Annotated in this window: 19 protein-coding genes and 6 tRNA genes; 13 read left to right on the forward strand and 12 right to left on the reverse strand. The window is 69.0% G+C overall.

Going from position 1 to position 21,987, the window contains the following annotated elements:
• Positions 1-37: 37 nt before the first annotated feature.
• From IO24_RS0121660 to IO24_RS0121670, 3 genes are all read right to left on the reverse strand, one after another.
• Positions 38-110, reverse strand: a tRNA-Gly gene (locus tag IO24_RS0121660).
• 118 nt (positions 111-228) lie between these two features.
• Positions 229-300, reverse strand: a tRNA-Gly gene (locus IO24_RS0121665).
• A 134-nt stretch (positions 301-434) separates the two neighbouring features.
• Positions 435-752, reverse strand: a complete 318-nt coding sequence (locus IO24_RS0121670) for a histone-like nucleoid-structuring protein Lsr2 (RefSeq protein ID WP_031137819.1) — start codon at positions 750-752, stop codon at positions 435-437.
• Positions 753-1,075: 323 nt separating this feature from the next.
• Here IO24_RS0121670 and purS point away from each other — a divergent pair, with 323 nt between their 5' ends.
• The 9 genes from purS (at position 1,076) to purM (ending at position 10,077) form a co-directional block, all read left to right on the forward strand.
• Positions 1,076-1,339 carry a phosphoribosylformylglycinamidine synthase subunit PurS gene (gene purS / locus IO24_RS0121675; protein ID WP_031137820.1) on the forward strand — a complete coding sequence of 88 codons (264 nt, stop codon included), beginning with the start codon at positions 1,076-1,078 and terminating at the stop codon, positions 1,337-1,339.
• A complete protein-coding gene (gene purQ / locus IO24_RS0121680; RefSeq protein WP_031137821.1) occupies positions 1,336-2,016 on the forward strand; it encodes a phosphoribosylformylglycinamidine synthase subunit PurQ in 681 nt (226 codons plus the stop codon). The genes purS and purQ overlap by 4 nt, the downstream gene beginning before the upstream one ends.
• The gene (gene purL, locus IO24_RS40930) at positions 2,013-4,271 is read left to right on the forward strand and encodes a phosphoribosylformylglycinamidine synthase subunit PurL (protein ID WP_037668112.1); all 2,259 of its coding nucleotides are present in this window, start codon (positions 2,013-2,015) and stop codon (positions 4,269-4,271) included. The genes purQ and purL overlap by 4 nt, the downstream gene beginning before the upstream one ends.
• A 115-nt stretch (positions 4,272-4,386) precedes the next feature.
• Positions 4,387-4,887, forward strand: coding sequence for an ArsR/SmtB family transcription factor (locus tag IO24_RS0121690; RefSeq protein ID WP_031137822.1), 501 nt, complete (start codon positions 4,387-4,389; stop codon positions 4,885-4,887).
• 18 nt (positions 4,888-4,905) lie between these two features.
• Entirely contained in the window at positions 4,906-5,742 is an 837-nt protein-coding gene (locus IO24_RS0121695; RefSeq protein WP_031137823.1) for a M23 family metallopeptidase, read from the forward strand.
• Positions 5,743-5,752: 10 nt separating this feature from the next.
• Positions 5,753-6,550, forward strand: a complete 798-nt coding sequence (locus IO24_RS0121700) for a maleylpyruvate isomerase family mycothiol-dependent enzyme (protein ID WP_031137824.1) — start codon at positions 5,753-5,755, stop codon at positions 6,548-6,550.
• Positions 6,551-6,587: 37 nt separating this feature from the next.
• Positions 6,588-7,361 (forward strand): META domain-containing protein, encoded by a 774-nt coding sequence (locus IO24_RS0121705; RefSeq protein ID WP_031137825.1) that lies wholly within the window; start codon positions 6,588-6,590, stop codon positions 7,359-7,361.
• Positions 7,362-7,424: 63 nt separating this feature from the next.
• Positions 7,425-8,954: an amidophosphoribosyltransferase gene (gene purF / locus IO24_RS0121710; RefSeq protein ID WP_031137826.1), complete on the forward strand. Its 1,530-nt coding sequence runs from the start codon at positions 7,425-7,427 to the stop codon at positions 8,952-8,954.
• Positions 8,955-8,997: 43 nt separating this feature from the next.
• Positions 8,998-10,077, forward strand: a complete 1,080-nt coding sequence (gene purM, locus IO24_RS0121715) for a phosphoribosylformylglycinamidine cyclo-ligase (protein WP_031137827.1) — start codon at positions 8,998-9,000, stop codon at positions 10,075-10,077.
• Between the two features lie 90 nt (positions 10,078-10,167).
• Here the strand turns inward: purM and IO24_RS0121720 are convergent, their stop codons facing one another.
• Complete coding sequence (locus IO24_RS0121720; protein ID WP_030251636.1) at positions 10,168-10,413, reverse strand: DUF3073 domain-containing protein; 246 nt, start codon at positions 10,411-10,413, stop codon at positions 10,168-10,170.
• Between the two features lie 307 nt (positions 10,414-10,720).
• Positions 10,721-11,824: a Leu/Phe/Val dehydrogenase gene (locus IO24_RS0121725; RefSeq protein ID WP_031137828.1), complete on the reverse strand. Its 1,104-nt coding sequence runs from the start codon at positions 11,822-11,824 to the stop codon at positions 10,721-10,723.
• A gap of 223 nt (positions 11,825-12,047) precedes the next feature.
• On the opposite strand from IO24_RS0121725, the gene IO24_RS0121730 reads away from it, so the two are divergent.
• Both IO24_RS0121730 and bldC read left to right on the forward strand, forming a co-directional pair.
• The gene (locus tag IO24_RS0121730; protein WP_031137829.1) at positions 12,048-12,893 is read left to right on the forward strand and encodes a DUF8083 family protein; all 846 of its coding nucleotides are present in this window, start codon (positions 12,048-12,050) and stop codon (positions 12,891-12,893) included.
• 599 nt (positions 12,894-13,492) lie between these two features.
• Positions 13,493-13,699, forward strand: a complete 207-nt coding sequence (gene bldC / locus IO24_RS0121735) for a developmental transcriptional regulator BldC (RefSeq protein ID WP_003949541.1) — start codon at positions 13,493-13,495, stop codon at positions 13,697-13,699.
• A gap of 463 nt (positions 13,700-14,162) precedes the next feature.
• On the opposite strand, the gene IO24_RS0121740 is transcribed toward bldC, so the two are convergent.
• The 7 genes from IO24_RS0121740 to IO24_RS0121770 all read right to left on the reverse strand — a co-directional run bounded on the left by IO24_RS0121740 (position 14,163) and on the right by IO24_RS0121770 (position 20,862).
• Positions 14,163-14,357, reverse strand: a complete 195-nt coding sequence (locus IO24_RS0121740) for a DUF6274 family protein (RefSeq protein ID WP_031137830.1) — start codon at positions 14,355-14,357, stop codon at positions 14,163-14,165.
• Positions 14,358-14,630: 273 nt separating this feature from the next.
• A tRNA-Asp gene (locus IO24_RS0121745) sits at positions 14,631-14,705 on the reverse strand.
• Between the two features lie 93 nt (positions 14,706-14,798).
• Positions 14,799-18,743, reverse strand: a complete 3,945-nt coding sequence (gene hrpA / locus IO24_RS0121750) for an ATP-dependent RNA helicase HrpA (protein ID WP_031137831.1) — start codon at positions 18,741-18,743, stop codon at positions 14,799-14,801.
• A 183-nt stretch (positions 18,744-18,926) separates the two neighbouring features.
• Positions 18,927-19,000: transfer RNA gene (locus IO24_RS0121755), tRNA-Phe, on the reverse strand.
• Positions 19,001-19,024: 24 nt separating this feature from the next.
• A tRNA-Asp gene (locus IO24_RS0121760) sits at positions 19,025-19,099 on the reverse strand.
• A gap of 35 nt (positions 19,100-19,134) precedes the next feature.
• Positions 19,135-19,207: transfer RNA gene (locus tag IO24_RS0121765), tRNA-Glu, on the reverse strand.
• Positions 19,208-19,287: 80 nt separating this feature from the next.
• Entirely contained in the window at positions 19,288-20,862 is a 1,575-nt protein-coding gene (locus tag IO24_RS0121770) for a metallophosphoesterase family protein (RefSeq protein WP_031137832.1), read from the reverse strand.
• Between the two features lie 83 nt (positions 20,863-20,945).
• Between IO24_RS0121770 and IO24_RS0121775 the strand changes: the two genes are divergently transcribed.
• Together IO24_RS0121775 and IO24_RS0121780 are read left to right on the forward strand one after the other, a co-directional pair.
• The gene (locus IO24_RS0121775; RefSeq protein ID WP_031137833.1) at positions 20,946-21,296 is read left to right on the forward strand and encodes a metallopeptidase family protein; all 351 of its coding nucleotides are present in this window, start codon (positions 20,946-20,948) and stop codon (positions 21,294-21,296) included.
• An 87-nt stretch (positions 21,297-21,383) separates the two neighbouring features.
• Positions 21,384-21,911: a hypothetical protein gene (locus IO24_RS0121780; protein WP_031137834.1), complete on the forward strand. Its 528-nt coding sequence runs from the start codon at positions 21,384-21,386 to the stop codon at positions 21,909-21,911.
• Positions 21,912-21,987 lie beyond the last annotated feature (76 nt).

The following is a 21,987-nucleotide window of genomic DNA, read 5'->3' on the forward strand; positions in this document are numbered from 1 at the left end:
GGCCCCGGTCCTGATGGACCGGGGCCTTCATTCCCTGAGCGGACGACGAGGTTCGAACTCGCGACCTCAACCTTGGCAAGGTTGCGCTCTACCAGCTGAGCTACGTCCGCATTGCTCCCGACCGGCTTTCACCGATCGGTGCGGGCACCAGCCTACCTGATCCTCCCCCAAGCTCTCGACTAGCTCGAGCAGGGGGTTCCCCCATGAGTGGCCGGTACGGCGATGCAGAGCGGGTGACAGGAATCGCACACTGCGCCTTCCCCCTGGAAGGGGGATGTTCTACTACTGAACTACACCCGCATGTTCCGGTGAGCTGGGCCTTTCGGCCTCGCCCCTCGGCGTGCTCCAGACTCTAGCTGATCAGCCGGGGTGCTGCGCAAGTCGGTTGCCGCGAGGGGCGGGTGGCCGGGGATCGGCCCGGGCTCGACGGGCCGTCACCGAGCGGCGGTGAACGCCTCGTAGACCTTCTTGGGGATGCGCCCGCGCGCGGGGACCTCCATCTTGTTGGCCTGAGCCCAGGCGCGCACGGCCGACGGGTCGGGGGCGACCTCCGTCTGCCGGTACGCCTTGCCCGAGCGGGACCGCTTGCGGCCGGCCTCCACGTAGGGCGCGAGCGCCTTCCGCAGTTCTCCGGCGTTGACTTCGCTCAGGTCGATCTCGTACGACTTGCCGTCCAGTCCGAAGGCGATCGTTTCCGCCGCTTCCGAGCCGTCGATGTCGTCAAAGAGAGTGACCACGACCTTCTGCGCCACGAATATAGGTCCCTTCATGCGGCACTTTGTCAATTCATTTGTACAGTGCCTGGCAATACATTGTGAAGCCCGACTAAATCCTTCCGCGTGTCCAAAATCAAGAGGGAGCGGACTGACTTCGTTGGAAGGGTGGTCGCGGGAGGCGGGCGGGCGCAATAGGTATCGGGTGTCGATCCGGAATCTTTCCCGAAGATTTTCGCGCGTGGGTCCGTCGATGCGGGATCGTGATGACGGTCACGTAGTTTCCTACAAGTCAACGCGCGTAGAATTTTTGTGCGGGTAGTCTGAAGGGACCTGCTCAGCACCACACACCGGGAGTGCCAGTGGCACGCGTCGTAGTCGACGTCATGCTCAAGCCGGAGATCCTCGACCCCCAGGGCCAGGCGGTGCAGCGCGCACTGCCGCGGCTGGGTTTCGACGGGATCTCGGACGTCCGCCAGGGAAAGCGTTTCGAACTGGAAGTTGACGGGCCGGTCGACGAGGCCGCCCTCGCCCGCATTCATGATCTTGCGGAGTCCTTCCTCGCGAACACCGTGATCGAGGACTTCACGATCCGGGTCGAGGAAGTCGCGGAGGCCGCGAAGTGACCGCTCGTATTGGCGTCGTCACTTTTCCCGGCAGCCTGGACGACCGTGACACCCAGCGCGCGATCCGCGTCGCGGGTGCCGAGCCGGTCGCTCTCTGGCACAAGGACAAGGACCTCAAGCAGGTCGACGCCGTGGTGCTGTGCGGTGGTTTCTCCTATGGCGACTATCTGCGCGCCGGGGCCATCGCCCGTTTCTCGCCGGTGATGGAGTCCCTGCTGGAGCAGGCGAAGGCCGGTCTGCCGGTGCTCGGCATCTGCAACGGCTTCCAGATCCTCACCGAGGCCCATCTGCTGCCGGGCACGATGCTCCGCAACAACCACCTGCACTTCATCTGCCGCGACCAGAAGCTGCGGGTGGAGAACGCCGGGACCGCCTGGACCACCGATTACTCGGCCGGCCAGGAGATCCACATCCCGCTGAAGAACAACGACGGGCAGTACGTCGCCGACGCCTACACGCTCGACAAGCTGGAGGCCGAGGGCCGCGTCGCCTTCCGGTATGTGGACTTCAACCCCAACGGCTCCCAGCGGGACATCGCCGGTGTCAGCAACGAGGCCGGAAATGTGGTCGGCCTCATGCCGCACCCGGAGCACGCCGTGGAGCCGCTGATCGGTACGGGTCGTACCGACGGTCTGCCGTTCTTCACCTCGATCCTCAAGAAGCTGGTCAACGCATGAGCCGGACGCCTCTGGACACGGTCGAGCACGCGGCCGCGACCCCCGACGTCGAGCTGCCCTGGGCCGAACTGGGCCTGAAGAAGGACGAGTACGAGCGCGTGGTCGAGATCCTCGGCCGCCGGCCCACCGGTGCCGAGCTCGCCATGTACTCGGTGATGTGGTCGGAGCACTGCTCGTACAAGAGCAGCAAGGTGCACCTGCGCCAGTTCGGCGAGAAGGCCCCCGAGTCCGACGCGATGCTCGTCGGCATCGGCGAGAACGCCGGTGTCGTGGACGTCGGCCAGGGCTACGCGGTCACCTTCAAGGTCGAGTCGCACAACCACCCGTCGTACGTCGAGCCCTACCAGGGCGCGGCCACCGGTGTCGGCGGCATCGTCCGCGACATCATCGCCATGGGCGCCCGCCCGGTCGCGGTCGTCGACCCGCTGCGGTTCGGCGCGGCCGACCACCCCGACACCAAGCGCGTCCTGCCGGGCGTCGTCGCGGGTATCGGCGGCTACGGCAACTGCCTGGGCCTGCCCAACATCGGCGGCGAGGTCGTCTTCGACGCCTGCTACCAGGGCAACCCGCTGGTCAACGCCGGTGCCATCGGCGTCATGCGGCACGAGGACATCCATCTCGCGAAGGCCTCCGGCGCCGGCAACAAGGTCATCCTCTACGGGGCCCGGACCGGCGGCGACGGCATCGGCGGCGCCTCGATCCTGGCTTCGGAGACCTTCGACGACGCCAAGCCGTCGAAGCGCCCGGCCGTGCAGGTCGGCGACCCCTTCCAGGAGAAGCTCCTCATCGAGTGCACCCTGGAGGCCTTCAAGGAGAAGCTGGTCGTCGGCATCCAGGACCTGGGCGCGGCGGGCCTGTCCTGCGCGACCAGCGAGCTCGCCTCGAACGGCTCCGGCGGCATGCGCGTGACGCTGGACGACGTCCCCCTGCGCGACTCGACGCTCTCGCCCGAGGAGATCCTCATGAGCGAGTCGCAGGAGCGCATGTGCGCGGTCGTCGAGCCGGAGAAGGTCGACCGCTTCCTGGAGATCTGCGAGAAGTGGGACGTCATCGCCACCGTCATCGGTGAGGTGACCGACGGCGACCGCCTGGAGATCTACTGGCACGGCGGCAAGATCGTCGACGTCGACCCGCGCACGGTCGCCCACGAAGGTCCGGTCTACGAGCGTCCGTACGCCCGCCCGTCCTGGCAGGACGAGCTCCAGGCGGACGACGCGAACAAGCTGCCGCGGCCGGCGACCTCGGAGGAGCTGAAGGACCAGGTCCTGAAGCTGGTCGGCTCCCCGAACCAGGCCTCCAAGTCCTGGATCACCTCGCAGTACGACCGCTTCGTGCAGGGCAACACCGTCCTCGCCCAGCCCGAGGACTCCGGCATGATCCGGATCGACGAGGAGACCGGTCTCGGCGTGGCCATCGCCACGGACGGCAACGGCCGGTACGCCAAGCTGGACCCGTACCACGGCGCCCAGCTGGCGCTGGCGGAGGCGTACCGCAACGTGGCCACCACCGGCGCCAAGCCGCTGGCCGTCTCCGACTGCCTCAACTTCGGCTCGCCCGAGGACCCGGCCGTGATGTGGCAGTTCGCGGAGGCCGTGCGCGGTCTGGCGGACGCCTGCCAGCAGCTGGGCACCCCGGTGACCGGCGGCAACGTCTCCCTGTACAACCAGACCGGCGAGGCGGCCATCCACCCCACGCCGGTGGTCGCGGTCCTCGGCGTGATCGACGACGTGGCCCGCCGCACGCCCGTCGCCTTCCAGGAGGAGGGCCAGCTGCTCTATCTCCTCGGTGACACGCGCGAGGAGTTCGGCGGCTCGGCCTGGTCGCAGGTCGTGCACGACCACCTCGGCGGTCTGCCGCCCGAGGTCGACCTGGAGCGCGAGCGGCTGCTCGCCGAGATCCTGATCTCCGCCTCCCGCGACGGCATGATCGACTCGGCGCACGACCTGTCCGACGGCGGTCTGATCCAGGCGGTCGTCGAGTCGGCGCTGCTCGGCGGCAAGGGTGCGCGTCTGATCGTCCCGGACGGTCTGGACGCCTTCACCTTCCTGTTCTCCGAGTCGGCGGGCCGCGCGGTCGTGGCCGTGCCGCGCTCGGAGGAGGTCCGCTTCAACGACATGTGCGGTGCGCGGGGTCTGCCGGCCACCCGTATCGGTGTCGTGGACGGAGACACCGTGGACGTCCAGGGCGAGTTCGCGCTCACCCTGGCCGAGCTGCGCGAGACGCACGAGGGCACGATCCCGGCGCTGCTGGCGTAGGCGACGCGCTCCGAAGCCCCCGTCCGGTCCGCCCGGGCGGGGGCTTCGCCGTGTCCGGACACGCCGGCGCGGTCCCACTCTTGTACGGAATTACGTAGTTCCGTAATATCGAGGCGTGGAACTGGAACAGCGCGTCGCCGCCCTCGAACACCGTCTGTCGGCCCTGGAAGGCGCCCAGCGCACCGGCCCCCGTCTCGACGGGAGCGACTTCTGGGCCCTGAACGGGCTGAGGGAGCAGCTGTCCGAGGCCGGGGCAGCCGACGGCGGTGTGCTCTACACCGGCTCCGTGCGCCTGCCGACGGGCGAGGCGTACTCCTGGCAGATGGCCGCTCTCACGGAGGGCCTGCTGGAGGACGACTGGACGACGGCCGCCGAGTCGTTCGCCGCGCTCGGACACCCGGTCCGGATCCGCCTGCTCCGCGAGATCCTCGGCGGCCGGCGCACCGCCGCCGAACTGGCCGGGCTGGACGAGGTCGGCACGACCGGCCAGATCTACCACCACCTGCGCCAGCTCACCGGCACGGGCTGGCTGCACACGACCGGCCGGGGCCGCTACGAGGTGCCCCCGGGGCGGGTCGTACCCCTGCTGGTGGCGCTGGCGACCACCCGCCCGTAGACGAACCGGAGGAGTCGGATGTCCGCACGCAAACTCGGCATGGTGGCCTACCGCGTCCTGTGGCTGGTCTTCATCGGCCTGATAACCGCCGACCTGGTCTTCGGCCTGTCGGCCGGTCCCTGGTGGTGGAACTTCGCGCCTGTGCTCCTGGCGTACGCCGTCCTCCTCCTGGTGAACCGGCGGGGCGGTGCCCCGGACACGCCGCGCGCGGCCCGCGAACCCGTCGAGGTCGCCCCGCCCGTGACCGGCCGCTGGTCCGCCCTGAACAGCCCGGCCGACGGCACACCCAGCCACGGCGTGCACAGCTACGGCCAGACCTTCGCCATCGACATCCTCGCCGAGCCCGAGCCGGGAGCCCGCCCCGCCTTCCGCTGGCTGTGGCCGCTCGCCCGCCGCCCCCAGGACTTCCCGGCCTTCGGCGCCCCGATCCTCGCGGTCGCCGACGCCACGGTCGTACGGGCCGCAGACGGCCAGCGCGACCACCTCAGCCGCACCTCGCTGCTCGGGCTGCTCTACCTGCTGCTGGTCGAGGGCTCCGTGCGCGACATCTCCGGAGTGCGCCGCCTCCTCGGCAACCACCTCGTCCTCGACCTCGGCAACGGCACCCACGCCGCCTACGCCCACCTCCAGCGCGGCTCCCTCACCGTCCGCGAGGGCGACCGGGTGCGGGCCGGGCAGGTGCTCGCCCGCTGCGGCAACTCCGGCAACTCCTCCGAGCCGCACCTGCACTTCCAGCTGATGGACGGCCCGGACCCGGACGCGGCCCGGGGCGTCCCCTTCACCTGGCAGGGCATCGGCGTGCCCCGCAACGGCGACATCTTCCAGGCACCTCCGGCTGTCACAGGCCGCGCCTAGGCTGACTCCCATGCCACCGGCCAAGAAGCGCACCCGCAGCTACGACCCCGCCAAGATCCGCGCAGCCGTGCTCGCCCAGTTCGGGCACGTACGGCAGGCCGTCCACACCCTCACCCCCGGGCAACTGGCGCTGCCGGCCGGGCTCGGCGACTGGACCGTCCGGGAGCTCGCGGCCCACGTGACCATGGCCGTGGAGACCGTCAGCCGCAACCTCGACCGCGAGGAGCCGGCGAAACCGGAGCTCACCCTCCTCGACTGGCCCTTCGCCACCGCCGCCCGAGCCGCCGACATCGACGACGGCACCCGGCAGCTCGCCGAGGCCAACCCCGACCTCGACGCCCTGTACGCCGAGACCGGGGAGCGCCTGGCCGGGAAACTCGCGGACGCCTCCGGCACCCGCGTCCTCGCCGCCCGGACGGGCGCCATGACCCTCGCCGACTACCTGGTCACCCGCACCGTCGAACTCGTCGTCCACACCGACGACCTCAACACCGCCGTCCCCGGCCTGGACATCCCCTACGACCGTCAGGCCCTGGCCGCCTGCACCCGGCTGCTGGCCGACGCGCTCGCCGCGAAGGCGCCCGGCGGCTCGACGGAGGTACGGGTGCCGCCGTACGCGGTGGTGCAGTGCGTGGAGGGGCCGAGGCACACCCGGGGCACACCGCCCAGCGTCGTCGAGACGGATCCGCTGACCTGGATCCGGCTGGCGACCGGGCGGGTGGAATGGGCGCGGGCACTCCAGGACGCCAAGGTCAGCGCGAGCGGGGAGCGGGCGGACCTTTCTGCCTGCCTGCCCCTCATGAAATAAGGGGAACCGATCCCCCCGGGTCGTCCGTCGAAGTGGCATGGACAGGCAGAAGCAGCGCATGACTCTGACGGCCGCCGCCATGCTCGTCCCGCTCATGGCGGCCTGCGGCAGCGAGAAGGCGGACAGCGGCAGCGGCTCCGTCGGTGCCGACAAGCCGGTCACCGGCGTGCGGTGGAGCGTGGACAGCGTCACCGCGGACGGCAGGACGCAGAAGGCCCCCACCGGCGCCCACGTGACCATCGACAAGGGCCGGGCCGAGGGCAGCCTCGGCTGCAACAACTTCAGCGCCGAGGCCACCGTCGACGGCGACCGCATCCGGCTGGGCAAGACCAGGTCCACCGAGATGGCCTGCGAGAACAAGCCCATGGAGTTCGAGACGACTCTCGCGCGGGCCTTCTCCGACCAGGAGCTGAAGGCGAAGGTGGACGACGACCGCCTCACCCTCACCACCGACGGGGGCGACACCGTCCACCTGACCAAGGCGAAGGACGCCCCGCTGGCCGGCACCAGGTGGACCGTCACGACCCCGAACGCCGACGGCCGCGCCCACCTCACCTTCGACGAGAGGAAGGGCACCGTCTCCGGCAGCCTCGGCTGCAACAAGGTGAACGCCAAGGCCACGGTCCGCGACGGCCATATCACCCTCGGCCCCCCGGCCACGACCCGAATGATGTGCGAAGACTCACTCATGACCGGCGAGAAGACCCTGCTGCGTCTTTTCGACGGAAGGCTGACGTACGGAGTCGATCACCAAACCCTCACGCTGACCAGCGAAAACGGTACGAGTGTGCGGGCCGTCGCCGAGCGGTGATCCACCGGAAAGTCCGGTATCCCCAATTCGGACCAGTGGTCGACCTCGCCTACACTCGGAGGCGTGCCACGTGGTGACGGACGACTCAACCACGACCTGCTCCCCGGTGAGAAGGGCCCCCAGGACGCTTGTGGCGTCTTCGGTGTCTGGGCTCCGGGCGAAGAGGTCGCCAAGCTCACGTACTTCGGGCTCTACGCCCTCCAGCATCGAGGCCAGGAATCCGCGGGAATCGCGGTCAGTAACGGCTCACAGATCCTCGTCTTCAAGGACATGGGCCTGGTTTCCCAGGTCTTCGACGAGACCTCCCTCGGTTCGCTCCAGGGTCACATCGCGGTCGGACACGCCCGCTACTCGACCACCGGTGCCTCCGTCTGGGAGAACGCCCAGCCGACCTTCCGCGCGACCGGACACGGATCCATCGCGCTCGGCCACAACGGCAACCTCGTCAACACCGCCCAGCTCGCCGAGATGGTCGCCGACCTGCCCAAGCAGGAAGGCGGCCGCACCCCGCGCGTCGCGGCGACCAACGACACCGACCTGCTCACCGCGCTCCTCGCGGCCCAGGTCGACGAGGACGGCAAGCCGCTGACCATCGAGGAGGCCGCCCACAGCGTCCTCCCGCAGGTCAAGGGCGCCTTCTCGCTCGTCTTCATGGACGAGAACACCCTGTACGCGGCCCGCGACCCGCAGGGCATCCGCCCGCTGGTCCTCGGCCGTCTGGAGCGCGGCTGGGTCGTCGCCTCCGAGTCCGCCGCCCTCGACATCTGCGGCGCCTCCTACGTCCGCGAGATCGAGCCAGGCGAATTCATCGCCGTCGACGAGAACGGCCTGCGCAGCTCCCGATTCGCGGATGCGAAGCCCAAGGGCTGTGTCTTCGAGTACGTGTACCTGGCCCGCCCGGACACCGACATCGCCGGCCGCAACGTCTACCTCTCCCGCGTGGAGATGGGCCGCAAGCTGGCGAAGGAAGCACCGGCCGACGCCGACCTCGTCATAGCGACTCCGGAGTCCGGCACGCCCGCGGCGATCGGCTACGCGGAGGCCTCCGGCATCCCGTTCGGCGCCGGCCTGGTCAAGAACGCGTACGTCGGCAGGACCTTCATCCAGCCCTCGCAGACCATCCGCCAGCTGGGCATCCGCCTGAAGCTGAACCCGCTGAAGGAAGTCATCAAGGGCAAGCGCCTGGTCGTCGTCGACGACTCGATCGTGCGCGGCAACACCCAGCGGGCCCTGGTCCGCATGCTCCGCGAGGCGGGCGCCGCCGAGGTCCACATCCGGATCTCCTCGCCGCCCGTGAAGTGGCCCTGCTTCTTCGGCATCGACTTCGCCACCCGCGCCGAGCTCATCGCCAACGGCATGACCATCGACGAGATCGGCACCTCCCTGGGCGCCGACTCCCTGGCCTACATCTCCATCGACGGCATGATCGAGGCGACCACCATCGCCAAGCCGAACCTCTGCCGCGCCTGCTTCGACGGCGAGTACCCGATGGACCTCCCGGACCCCGAGCTGCTCGGCAAGCAGCTGCTGGAGACGGAGCTGGCCGCCGGCCCGGCCGCCACGGCCGCCGCCGACGCGATCCGCCGCCCGTAGACGGCTCGTCACACCTGCCGTACGAACGAAGGTTCTCTTAGCCATGTCCGAGCAACCCCATGCCGAGGGCGGCGCCAGCTACGCAGCCGCGGGCGTCGACATCGAAGCGGGCGACCGCGCCGTCGAACTGATGAAGGAGTGGGTGAAGAAGGCCCAGCGCCCCGAGGTCCTCGGCGGCCTCGGCGGCTTCGCCGGCCTCTTCGACGCCTCCGCCCTGAAGAACTACGAGCGACCCCTGCTCGCCTCCGCCACGGACGGCGTCGGCACCAAGGTCGACATCGCCCGCCAGCTGGGCGTCTACGACAGCATCGGCCACGACCTGGTCGCCATGGTCATGGACGACATCGTGGTGTGCGGCGCCGAGCCGCTGTTCATGACCGACTACATCTGCGTCGGCAAGGTCCACCCCGAGCGGGTCGCCGCCATCGTCAAGGGCATCGCCGAGGGCTGTGTGCTCGCCGGCTGCGCCCTGGTCGGCGGCGAGACGGCCGAGCACCCGGGCCTGCTGGGCGAGGACGACTTCGACGTCGCCGGCGCCGGTACGGGCGTCGTGGAGGCCGACCGGCTGCTCGGCGCGGATCGCATCCGGACGGGTGACGCGGTGATCGCCATGGCGTCCTCCGGTCTTCACTCGAACGGGTACTCCCTCGTCCGTCACGTCCTGCTGAACCAGGCGGGCCTGGCGCTGGACGCGCACATCGAGGAGCTCGGCCGCACCCTCGGCGAGGAGCTGCTGGAGCCGACGAAGATCTACTCGCTGGACTGCCTGGCCCTGATGCGCACCACCGAGGTGCACGCCTTCAGCCACATCACCGGCGGCGGACTCGCGGCCAACCTCGCCCGGGTGATCCCGGACGAGCTGCACGCGATCGTCGACCGCTCCACCTGGGCGCCGGCTCCGATCTTCGACCTCGTCGGCCGCACGGGCAGCGTCGAGCGCCTGGAGCTCGAGAAGACCCTGAACATGGGTGTCGGCATGATCGCGATCGTGCCGCAGGAGTCCACGGATGTGGCCCTGGCGACGCTCGCCGACCGCGGCGTGGACGCCTGGGTCGCCGGAGAGATCACGGACCGGGGCGAGCACACCACTGGTGCCGCCCTGATCGGTGACTACGCGAGCTGAGGCACGGGGGTCGTGACCCCTCACCCTGCAGGCAGCACAGAACCCGGTCGGTGACCGAAGTCACCGACCGGGTGAGTGCTCAGTGCAGGGTCAAGCGCCGCGACGATGCTGCGAGGACTGGTCGTCCTCGTCGTCGTCGTCCTCGTAGAGGTCGGCGTACCGTGCGTACAGGTCGTCGTCCTCATCGTCTTCGAACGGCTCGCCGTTAGGCGGCTGCGGATTCGAAGGCGATGCACCCAGCTCCTCGGCCAGGCGTGAGAGATCAGTCCCACCGCTGTTGTACTTCAGCTGGCGGGCGACCTTCGTCTGCTTGGCCTTGGCCCGGCCGCGCCCCATGGCTCGACCCCCTCAACGACGGGGCTCGACGGCCCCAGAGTCTTGACACGCGTTCATGGTCCGGCACGGACTCTCCGCAGAGAGACCGGTCCGTAGGGCTTCCACGGTACCTGAGCCCGCGCCCATACGGTACGTCGCCCGCATGACGTGCCCGCGCCCAGGACCTTCGAGGCGCCCCGTCCTCGCTGGTCAACCGCGATTTTAACCACTTATCGGCGGCCGACCCGCCGGTAGAAGTGAGAGTTCTCTCTAACTGCCCACCGACGGGTACCGGCCAAACGTGCGAGGCGCCGGTACGGCCCGGGGGTCAGCGCGCCCGGCGGGCCCGGGCCGCGTCGTGCATCCGCTGCTCGGCGATCCGGTCGGCCGCGGCGGCCGGCGGAATGCCGTCCTCCTTCGCACGTGCGAATATGGCCAGCGTGGTGTCGAAGATCTTCGACGCCTTCGCCTTGCACCGCTCGAAGTCGAAGCCGTGCAGCTCGTCGGCGACCTGGATGACACCGCCGGCGTTCACCACGTAGTCCGGCGCGTAGAGGATCCCGCGGTCGGCGAGGTCCTTCTCCACGCCCGGGTGGGCGAGCTGGTTGTTGGCGGCGCCGCAGACCACCTCGGCGGTGAGCACTGGCACCGTCTCGTCGTTCAGGGCCCCGCCGAGCGCGCAGGGGGCGTAGATGCCCAGACCGTCGACGCGGATCAGCTCGTCGGTGTCCTTGACGGCGATGACGTCCCGGTGCCGCTCGGTGATCCGCCGCACGGCGTCCTCGCGCACGTCCGTGACGAACACCTCCGCGCCCTCCTTCACCAGGTGCTCCACCAGGTGGTGGCCGACCTTGCCGACGCCGGCGATGCCGACCCGCTTCGCGCGCAGCGAGGGGTCGCCCCACAGGTGCTGCGCGGAGGCGCGCATGCCCTGGTAGACGCCGTAGGCGGTGAGGACGGAGGAGTCCCCGGCGCCGCCGTTCTCGGGGGAGCGGCCGGTCGTCCAGCGGCACTCGCGGGCCACGACGTCCATGTCGGCGACGTACGTACCGACATCGCACGCGGTGACGTAGCGGCCGCCGAGGGAGGCGACGAAGCGGCCGTAGGCGAGGAGCAGCTCCTCGGTCTTGATGCGCTCCGGATCCCCGATGATCACGGCCTTGCCGCCGCCGTGGTCGAGACCGGCCATGGCGTTCTTGTACGACATGCCGCGGGCGAGGTTCAGCGCGTCGGCGACGGCCTCGGCCTCGTTCGCGTACGGGTAGAAGCGCGTACCGCCGAGCGCGGGGCCCAGGGCGGTGGAGTGGAGGGCGATGACGGCCTTGAGACCGCTCGCGCGGTCCTGGCAGAGCACGACCTGCTCATGTCCTCCCTGGTCCGAGTGGAACAGGGTGTGCAGTACATCAGCAGGTGCGCCGGTTACGTCGGTCACTGTGGTGACTCCTGAGTAAGTTGCGGCGGGTGGAGACCAGCTCCCGTGCGGGTGGCGGGGACTGTTGAGCATGAGATTAGAGCCTGGTGGGCCCGCCGGCCGCACCGTGCACAGGATCACCTCCGACCGGAGTACACCCGTGCGACGATTTGCATAGATTTCCCGCGCGATCGTGAGCGGGTTCCGCAGGTTTTCGCGGCCGTGCGCGGGGGAGGGAGCAGGCGTGCCCAAGGTGACCTCGGTGATCGTCCCCTACGCGACCTACCTGCGCGTGTACGAACCGCTGGCCGCCTTCCCCGAACCGGAGCGCAGCCACTGGGCCCACTACGCCCACCGGACGGACCGCCCCTCGTACCAGGACGAGCTCCGGCGCGCCCTGGCCGATCTGGCCCCCACGCCGCCGGTTCTGGTGCCGGTGCACGAGAGCGAGGACGCCTTCGTGCTCGACGTCGACGGCGTCGTCTGCGTCTGCCCCTGGCGCACCCGGCTGCGCGGCTGGCTGGCTCTGGACGAGCTCGACGAGGAGCTGCCCCCGCCGGTCACGGACGCGGTCCTGCCGCCCGTCCTGCGGCGCCAGGCGGCCCAGGACTACGAGCGCTGGCTGGCGATCAACCCGGACGCCCGGCCGTGGATCCGTACAGCCACCTGGCAGGTGCCGATCAACTGGTTCGTGCTGGTCTCCGACGAGGAGCGCGAGTACGACAAGGGCGCCTCGGTCGGCAGCCCGCCCGTGCTGCGCTACCGCACCCCCATGGTCCAGGCCCGGCGGCGGGTGGCCCGGGGCCTGCGCGCCCTGCGGGAGGCCATGGACGAGGGGCCGCTGATCGACGGCCTGGTGGACGTCGGGCGCTGGCTGGAGGAGTTCCACCCGCGCTCGCTCGTGGAGCTGGACTACGGCGGCCTGGTGCACGCGGTGCCGGCCGGGACGCTGGAGGACGACCACTCGGCGGCGGACGTGGCCGCGGGCATCGCCGCGCTGCGCAGGGGCGACGGGGCCGCCGCGGGGGAGGCGTACGCCCGGCTCGTGGAGCGGTGGCGTTCCGTACGGAATCTGCGGTCGGCCAACTGACCCCTGACCTTGATGTCCGTACAGACCGCTCGCAACCCGTCACGAACTGACGTTTGACGAACCGCCCGATTTGGGGTTTCGTCCTCGCACCGAGTTCCTGAAGCTGGCTGCGCGTTTCCTGAGGCTGTGTCAACAAGGGACGTAGGGCCCGATCCGGGCAGACCTCTCAAGTAGACCAAGCGTGACGGACTACACGTACGAGGCTCTTGCGTCCCTTGCCCCTCCTCATGCCAAAATAGGACAAGGAGCCCGGGGAGGGCTCCTTCCGTCCTGTGGTGTTGCACTATGGGCGGAATCTCAGCATTGCACGCTTTGGGGGGTCTGATGACTTCCTGATCACCCTGTGACTGATCGTCACAGCGGTGTGACTGTCCGCTATGGCATGGTCCATCGGCTTCCGTCGCTGATGAACACCTGGAGGGGCAATTCCATCGGTTTGGCCGACGCGGCTGGACAGATGGTGTAGTTGTAGTGCCGAGGACAAGCCGTTCGTCCTATAACCGACTCGACTCGCGTCCGCCATTTCGGGCAACGCGGGTCAAGGTGCAGAATTTAGAGGAAAGAACCGAGAAGGTTCGGTTCTCCCGAGGAGGCCGCTCATGACCGCTCGCACCCCTGATGCCGAGCCGCTGCTGACCCCGGCTGAGGTCGCCACGATGTTCCGCGTCGACCCCAAGACGGTCACGCGGTGGGCGAAGGCCGGCAAGCTCACGTCGATCCGCACGCTCGGCGGGCATCGGCGCTACCGCGAGGCCGAGGTCCGCGCTCTGCTCGCGGGCATCCCGCAGCAGCGCAGCGAGGCCTGAACAACTGAATAACCGGGCAAACCGGCTGGTTCCCCCAACTGGCCACGGCGTCCGGAACCACAGCTCCACACGACGCGGGTCCTGCCCCAACAGGCCCCATGCCCAAGCCGATCAGAGCTTTCCAGGCATATAACAGGGCGCGTCGTCGATCGCGCTGGACTCCGCCGGGTCCAGCGCGATCTTTTTTGTGCGTCCACGGCGGGTCTGTCCGCCCTGCTGTGAGCGGCCTTGTAGGAGCCTGGGGAGGGGTGTCGGATCCCCTGTGTACGGCACCTCGGACAGGGTGCAATTGCACATATTAAATTGACCCTTTGTAGGTGGGGCGTAAGTACCGCACTTTTCGAAACTCATGCGGTGACACCCGTCACATACCAAGCGGCTTGTTAGCTCTGCCGCAGGTACGGTAGAGAAGCCTCCGCCTCCAGCAGCCCACATCCGCACGGGTGTTGAGGCCACTCGTGGATCATGCGGACGCCGGGCTCTCGCCCTCCCGGACCGACGCCGGGGCCTGGGCCTCGGCGGCACGCGGCGCCGGCTCCATCGCCAGCCGCAGCAGGCGATGGCATACCGGGCAGTGCCGTGTCAGATGCCGGTACGACGACGCGGCCGACAGGTGCGCGCGCAGCAGCGCCCGCGTCTCGTGCCTGGCCGCCGCCATACGCCACCTCCAGGAGGCCGCACGGGGAACGGCCCTGGTTCTGGGGTACCCACGAAATGAGGGGCCGTCAAGACGGCGTGAGGGGCCCCGGGGAGCCTGCGCAGAGGTCAGGACGCACAAAAGAGCCCGGATCCGAAGGTCCGGGCTCTTCCACTGCGGTCCTGACGTGATCTGCTGTGTCTGATAGCGGCTCCGCCGCGGGCGCGGCCTCCGTCTGGTCACAGGGCGCGGACGACAAAGAGCCCGGATCCGAAGATCCGGGCCCTTTCACTGCGGTCCTGACGGGATTTGAACCCGCGGCCTCCACCTTGACAGGGTGGCGAGCACTCCAAACTGCTCCACAGGACCAGGTTTCGCGGCGCCATCCGTGCGTTGCGCTGCGAGAAGAGACTCTACAGGAGGGTGAGCCCATGGTCGAACTCACCCTGCGTGCGGCCGCCGTTACGGCGCCGCCGCGTCGATCGCCTTCACGATCCGCTTGTCCGAGACGGGATACGCCGTACCGAGCGCGTGAGCGAAGTAGCTGACCCGGAGCTCCTCGATCATCCAGCGGATGTCCAGGACCGACGACGGCACCGGACGGCCCTGCGGCATCTGCTCCAGAAGCCAGGCGTACTCGTCCTGCATCTCGTGGACCTTCTGCATCCGCGTGGTGTCCCGCTGCACGTTCGTCGCCATCTGCTGCAGACGACGGTCGGCCGCCACCAGGTAGCGCATCAGATCCGGCATGCGCCGCAGCCCCGCCTCCGTCACGAAACCCGGCTTCACCAGGGCGTCCAGCTGCCCCCGCACGTCCTGGAGGTTCGACAGCAGCACGGGACTGCGCACCCCCTTCAGACGCCGCTCACAGGCCTGCCACGCGGCCAGGACCTGCTGCACCTGCCCCACCGTGCGGACGGTCGTGTCGACGATCTCGGCGCGCACCTTGTCGAACAGCTTGCGGTACGACTCCTCGTCCCACGCCGGACCGCCGAAGTCCCCGATCAGCTTGTCGGCGGCCGCCATCGCACAGTCGTCGAACAGCGCCTGCATCGAGCCGTGCGGATTCGCCGACAGCGCCAGCTTCTGCGCGTTCGTCAGCTTCCCGGAGGCGAACTTCGCCGGATTCACCGGGATGTTGCGCAGAATCAGCCGGCGCGTGCCCTTCCACATGGCCTGCGCCTGCTCCGCCTCCGTGTCGAACAGACGCACGGAAACCGTGTCGCCGTCGTCGACCAGCGCCGGGTACGCCTTCACCGGCTGGCCGGCCCGCCGGGTCTCGAAGACACGCGTGAGCCCACCGATCGTCCAGTCGGTCAGACCCGTGCGCTCCAGGGACTCGCCGCCGGAGCGCTCGGTGGTCGCCGCGGCCGCCTGGGAGAGCGCCTTACGGGCCTTCGGACGCAACGAGAGCTTCAGCGCCTCCAGGTCCTTGTCCTCCGCCAGCTTGCGGCGCCGCTCGTCGACGATCCGGAACGTGACCTTCAAATGGTCGGGGACCCTGGACAGATCGAAGTCGTCCGCCTCGAAGGGCACACCCACCATGAGCCGCAGCTCGCGGGTCATGGTCGTGGTGAGAGGCTCCTGAAGGGGGACGGCCCGGTCCAGGAACGCCTTCGCGAAATTCGGCGCGGGCACGTAGTTCCGGCGGATCGGCTTGGGCAACGACCGGATCAGCTCCGTCACCAGCTCCTCGCGCAGACCCGGGATCTGCCAGTCGAAGCCCTCGTCCGTGACCTGGTTGAGCACCTGGAGCGGAATGTGGACCGTCACGCCGTCGGCATCCGCCCCCGGCTCGAACTGGTACGTCACCCGGAACTTCAGGTTCCCCTGACGCCAGGAGTCCGGATAGTCCGCCTTGGTGACCTCGCCCGCCTTCTCGTTGATGAGCATCTCGCGCTCAAAATCGAGAAAATCGGGCTGCTCCTGCCGCTTGTGCTTCCACCAGGAGTCGAAGTGCGCCCCGGAGACCACGTGCTCGGGGATCCGCTGCTCGTAGAAGTCGTACAACGTCTCGTCGTCGACCAGAATGTCCCGGCGCCGGGCCCGGTGCTCCAGCTCCTCCACCTCGGTGAGGAGACGGCGGTTGTCCGAGAAGAACTTGTGGTGCGTGCGCCAGTCCCCCTCGACCAGCGCGTTCCGGATGAACAGCTCGCGACTGACCTCCGGATCGATCCGCCCGTAGTTGACCTTCCGCTGCGCCACGATCGGCACGCCGTAGAGCGTGACCTTCTCGTACGCCATCACCGCGGCCTGGTCCTTCTCCCAGTGCGGCTCGCTGTACGTGCGCTTGACGAGATGCGCCGCGAGGGGCTCCACCCACTCGGGCTCGATCCTGGCATTGACGCGGGCCCACAGCCGGGACGTCTCCACCAGCTCGGCGGACATCACGAAACGCGGAGGCTTCTTGAAGAGGGCCGAGCCGGGGAACACCGCGAACTTCGCGTTCCGCGCCCCCAGATACTCGTTCTTCGCACCTTCCTTCACGTCCTTCATGCCGATGTGCGACAGCAGGCCGGCCAGGAGAGACAGATGGATGCGGTCGGCCGGGGCGTCGTCCTCGTTGAGATGGATCCCCATCTGCTTCGCGACCGTGCGCAACTGCGTATAGATATCCTGCCATTCACGGATGCGAAGGAAGTTCAGATACTCCTGCTTGCACATCCGGCGGAAGGACGACGACCCCCGCTCCTTCTGCTGCTCACGCAGATAGCGCCAAAGGTTCAGATAGGCCAGAAAGTCGCTGGTCTCGTCCCTGAAACGGGCATGCTGCTGATCGGCCTGAGCCTGCTTGTCGGCAGGCCGCTCGCGCGGATCCTGGATGGACAACGCGGCGGCTATGACCATGACCTCACGCGCACAGCCGTTCCTGTCCGCCTCCAGCACCATCCGCGCCAGCCGGGGGTCGACGGGCAACTGGGCCAGCTTCCGGCCCGTGTCCGTGAGCCGCTTGCGGGGATCCTTCTGCGCCGGATCGAGGGCGTTCAACTCCTGCAGCAGCTGCACACCGTCGCGGATGTTCCGATGATCCGGCGGATCGATGAAAGGGAACTTCTCGATATCACCGAGACCGGCCGCCGTCATCTGCAGGATCACCGAGGCGAGATTCGTCCGGAGGATCTCCGCATCCGTGAACTCCGGACGGGCGTTGAAATCGTCCTCGCTGTACAGCCGGATGCAGATACCGTCCGACGTACGGCCGCAGCGGCCCTTGCGCTGATTGGCACTCGCCTGCGAGACCGGCTCGATGGGCAGCCGCTGCACCTTCGTGCGGTGGCTGTAACGGGAGATCCGGGCGAAGCCGGGATCGATGACGTACTTGATCCCCGGAACGGTCAGCGACGTCTCGGCCACGTTCGTGGCCAGAACGATCCTGCGACCGGTGTGCGGCTGGAAGACCCGATGCTGCTCCGCATGGGAGAGCCGGGCATAGAGCGGAAGAACCTCCGTGAAGCGGTAGCTCTTCTTGGTCAGCGCGTCCGCCGTGTCACGGATCTCCCGTTCACCGGAGAGGAACACGAGGATGTCCCCCTTGCCCTCCCTCTGCAGCTCCTCCACCGCATCGGTGATCGCCGTGATCTGATCGCGGTCGGCGTCGTCACCGTCCTCCTCCAGCAGCGGCCGGTAACGGACCTCCACCGGATACGTACGGCCACTGACCTCGACGATCGGGGCGTCGCCGAAATGCCGCGAGAAACGCTCGGGGTCGATCGTGGCCGAGGTGATGACGACCTTCAGGTCCGGGCGCCTCGGCAGCAACTGGGCGAGATAACCCAGCAGGAAGTCGATGTTGAGAGACCGCTCGTGAGCCTCGTCGATGATGATCGTGTCGTACGCGCGCAGCTCACGGTCGGTCTGGATCTCGGCGAGCAGAATGCCGTCCGTCATGAGCTTGACGAAAGTGGCGTCCGGATCCACCTGATCGGTGAAGCGGACCTTCCAGCCCACCGCCTCGCCCAGCGGAGTGTCCAGCTCCTCCGCGACCCGCTCGGCAACCGTACGCGCGGCGATCCTGCGCGGCTGCGTGTGCCCGATCATGCCGCGCACGCCACGCCCGAGCTCCAGACAGATCTTGGGAATCTGCGTCGTCTTGCCGGAACCGGTCTCACCGGCGACGATCACCACCTGGTGGTCGCGGATGGCCTCGGCGATCGCATCCTTCTTCTGGCTGACCGGCAGCTGCTCCGGGTACCTGACCTCGGGCACGAGGGCACGCCGCCCGGCCATCCGCTCCTCGGCCTTGCCCACCTCCGCCTCGATCTCGGCGAGCACGGCGGCCCGGGCCTCCGGCTTACGGATCTTGCGCGCACCTTCGAGCCTGCGCCCGAGCCGGTGCGCATCGCGCAGCGACAGCTCGGTCAGGCGGGGGGCGAGGGCGCCGAGGGCGGGAGCGGGGTGCGTAGACATACGGGATCCAGGATCTCATCCCCGGGAAATTCGTGGCTAACGCTTTTGCCCGCGGTGGCCGGGGGCGGGTGCCCAGGGCCTCCTGCGCGGGGTGAGGGCGTACGGGCGGGCGGGTACGCGGAGGCGTGGTACGCGAGGGCAAAGACGAAGCCCCCGTCGATTTCTCGACAGGGGCTTCTGTTGTGGCTGGGGCCGGGGTCGAACCGGCGACCTTCCGATTTTCAGTCGGACGCTCGTACCAACTGAGCTACCCAGCCAAGAGGTTTCACGTGAAACCTCAGCGGTCCTGACGGGATTTGAACCCGCGGCCTCCACCTTGACAGGGTGGCGAGCACTCCAAACTGCTCCACAGGACCAAGCTTCGTACGACAGTGTCGCACAGGGTGGTGCGTGCCCCCAACGGGATTCGAACCCGTGCTACCGCCTTGAAAGGGCGGCGTCCTAGGCCGCTAGACGATGAGGGCTATCGGCCCGCCTGGGCGCTTCTCAGCGCGTCGGGGACGTGAGAAGCATATGGGATGGCGGGAGCTATCGCCAAAACGGTTTAGGAGGAGGGGGAGGGAGTGCCCTCCGGTGGGGTGCTGGGGGACTGGGTCGCGCCGGGCTGGTTCTCCTTCGGGAGGTGGCGGCTGACCTCCGCCGTCGTGAGGCCGAGGCCGCCCAGTTCGATCTCGTCCCAGGCCTGGAGATGGCGGGTGTCCCGGTCGAAGTAGAGGATCGACGCCTCGATGGGGTCGGGGTGCTTGCCCTCGATGGCGCGCAGGCCGCTGCCGCCCGTGGAGCCCTCGATGCGGAGCCGGGTGCCATAGGGCAGGTCCTCCATCTCGTCGTGGTGGAGATGGCCGGCCAGGACCAGGGGGACCTCGCCGTCGACCTCGCGGGCGGCGGAGGGCTCGTGGGCGATGGCGATGTCCACCGGGGTGCCGGCCGTGCTCTGGTCGCGCAGGGCTGTGGCCAGGCGGGCGCCGGCCAGTTCCTGGGACTGCTCGGCGCCGGTCTGCTGGGAGCGGTCGGGGGTGAACTGTGGGTCGCCGATGCCGGCGAAGCGCAGGCCCTTGATCGTTTTGGCTTTGCCGTCGTCCAGGACGTGGACGTTCTTCAGGTTTTCCATGTAGCGCTGGGTGATCATCGAGTCGTGGTTGCCGCGGACCCAGACGTAGGGGGCCCCGAGGTCCTCGATGGGGTCCAGGAAGCCGTTCTCGGCGGCCGTGCCGTGGTCCATCGTGTCGCCCGAGTCGACGATCACGTCGACCTTGTACTGGTCCACGAGTGAGGCGATGATCTTCCAGCTCGCCGGGTTCAGGTGGATGTCGGAGACGTGCAGGACGCGGATGGTGGAGGGGTCGGGCGCGTAGGCGGGGAGGGTCGAGGTGGCGTCGTAGAGCTTGGTGACGTTGGTGACCAGGCGGGCGAGTTCCTTCTGGTAGACGTCGAATTCGGTGACGATGCTGCGTGCGTTGCCGACCAGGGAGGGGGCCGAGGTGAGCAGGCCGGAGAACTTGGGTTCCAGGACGGAGTCGGGGCGCCAGGTGGCGTAGGCGGTGCCGCCGGAGGCGGCGAGGAGGGTGAGGGCGAGGCCGCCGGCGGCCAGGGCGCGGCGGGGGCGGCGGTAGACGGCGAGGCCGAGGGCGGTGGCTCCGGCGACGACGGCGACGCCGGAGCGGACGGCCAGGTCGAGGGTGCCGCGGCTTACGTCCTGGGTGACTTCGTCTTGGAGGCCGGAGAGGCGTTCGGGGTGGTCGACGAGGGCTTGTGAGCGGTCGGGGTCCAGTTGGTCGACGTTCACGTCGAGGCGGACGGGGGCGATGTGGCTGTTGAGTTCCAGGGCGCCCAGGGGCGAGATGTTGATCTTGGTGCCGCCGGTGAAGGAGGGGCGCAGGGTCATGGTGGTGTTCATGGGGCCGACCGGGACCCGGACGTTGCCCACGACCAGCAGTCCGAGCCAGGCGCCTAGGAGGACGACGGTGACGAGTCCCACCGCGCGGGTCCAGGGGTGCGGCTGTGCCACGAGTTCGATGGTGGTGGGTGCCTGGCGGGCGCGGTAGTGGCGGGCCAGGGCGCGTGGGGCGTTGCGGATGGGGTTGAGGACACTCAGGACTGCGGCGGGGACGCGGGCCATTGGTCCCGTATGCCCAAGTGCGTGGGTGGATATGCGGCGCCGGGAGGCTCTCGTACGGGTGTGTCGTGGCTGACAATGGGCCTGTGCTGGAGATGACGCGCGAGGAGTTCGAGGAACTGGTCGCCGAGGCGCTCGACCGGATCCCGCCGGAGTTGACGCGACTGATGGACAATGTCGCGGTGTTCGTCGAGGACGAGCCGCCGGCGGATGATCCCGAGTTGCTCGGGTTGTACGAGGGGACGCCGCTGACGGACCGGGGTGAGTGGTACGCCGGTGTGCTGCCGGATCGGATCACCGTGTACCGGAATCCGACGTTGCGGATGTGCGAGTCGCGGGAGGATGTCGTCGCGGAGACGGAGATCACCGTGGTGCACGAGATCGCGCACCATTTCGGTATCGACGACGAGCGGCTTCACGCCCTGGGTTACGGCTGACCGAGTTGTGAATGCGGGGCGCGTGTCCTCTTGTGTGCGGGGGGAGTTGGAGGTGTTGACTCCCTCACTTTTTCCGGAGGTGGCCCCGTGCGCCCCTTGTACGTACCCGTCCGACTGGCCGTCACGGTCGTGGCGGTCGCCGCTGCCGCCGGCTGCATGAGCGTCGGCGACGACGGCGCGGGCGGGAGCGTCAAGCCGTCGCACTCCGCCGGGCAACGGGGTGGCGAGGCGCCCGATGGCGGGCCGGCGGTGTCGGGCGGTGGCGCCGGGTTCGGTGCGGCCGAGGGCGAGCGGGAGCGCGGCAGGGGCAAGAAGGGCGGGAAGGGCAAGGGCGGCGCGGCGGGGGAGTCCGCGTCTCCCGCGGTGTCGCCGAGCGCTGACGCGAGTCCGGTCGTGCCGGGGCGTGAGAAGCCGGGCAAGCCGGTTCGGCCCACGCCTAAGCCGCCGGCTCCGCCGACGCCCACCCGGACGGTCGAGCCGGAGCCCACGCCGACGCCGCCGGAGCCGACGGCGTCCGCGGAGCCGACGCCGGAGCCGTCGTCGTCGGCGCATGAGCCGCCGGGGACACAGCTCGCACAGCGGGAGCCGGCGCCGGAGGCGGGGGTGCCGGCCTAGGGCCGGGGGTGTGCGGGTGGGGTTGGGAAATTGGCGGCGGGGGTGGGAACAATCCCGGTGGGAGGGTGGTTGGAGT

Origin of the sequence: Streptomyces flavovariabilis (genome assembly GCF_000725785.1) — a bacterium.
Lineage (GTDB): Bacteria > Actinomycetota > Actinomycetes > Streptomycetales > Streptomycetaceae > Streptomyces > Streptomyces hawaiiensis.

What these genes read in the sequence shown, in the direction of transcription:
- hrpA (WP_031137831.1), bottom strand. Translation starts at nt 18,743, where the DNA reads ATGTCTACGCACCCCGCTCCCGCCCTCGGCGCCCTCGCCCCCCGCCTG.
- IO24_RS0121705 (WP_031137825.1), top strand. Translation starts at nt 6,588, where the DNA reads ATGGACAGGCAGAAGCAGCGCATGACTCTGACGGCCGCCGCCATGCTC.
- IO24_RS0121720 (WP_030251636.1), bottom strand. Translation starts at nt 10,413, where the DNA reads ATGGGGCGCGGCCGGGCCAAGGCCAAGCAGACGAAGGTCGCCCGCCAG.
- IO24_RS0121695 (WP_031137823.1), top strand. Translation starts at nt 4,906, where the DNA reads ATGTCCGCACGCAAACTCGGCATGGTGGCCTACCGCGTCCTGTGGCTG.
- IO24_RS0121770 (WP_031137832.1), bottom strand. Translation starts at nt 20,862, where the DNA reads ATGGCCCGCGTCCCCGCCGCAGTCCTGAGTGTCCTCAACCCCATCCGC.
- purL (WP_037668112.1), top strand. Translation starts at nt 2,013, where the DNA reads ATGAGCCGGACGCCTCTGGACACGGTCGAGCACGCGGCCGCGACCCCC.
- IO24_RS0121700 (WP_031137824.1), top strand. Translation starts at nt 5,753, where the DNA reads ATGCCACCGGCCAAGAAGCGCACCCGCAGCTACGACCCCGCCAAGATC.
- IO24_RS0121740 (WP_031137830.1), bottom strand. Translation starts at nt 14,357, where the DNA reads ATGGCGGCGGCCAGGCACGAGACGCGGGCGCTGCTGCGCGCGCACCTG.
- bldC (WP_003949541.1), top strand. Translation starts at nt 13,493, where the DNA reads ATGACCGCTCGCACCCCTGATGCCGAGCCGCTGCTGACCCCGGCTGAG.
- purM (WP_031137827.1), top strand. Translation starts at nt 8,998, where the DNA reads ATGTCCGAGCAACCCCATGCCGAGGGCGGCGCCAGCTACGCAGCCGCG.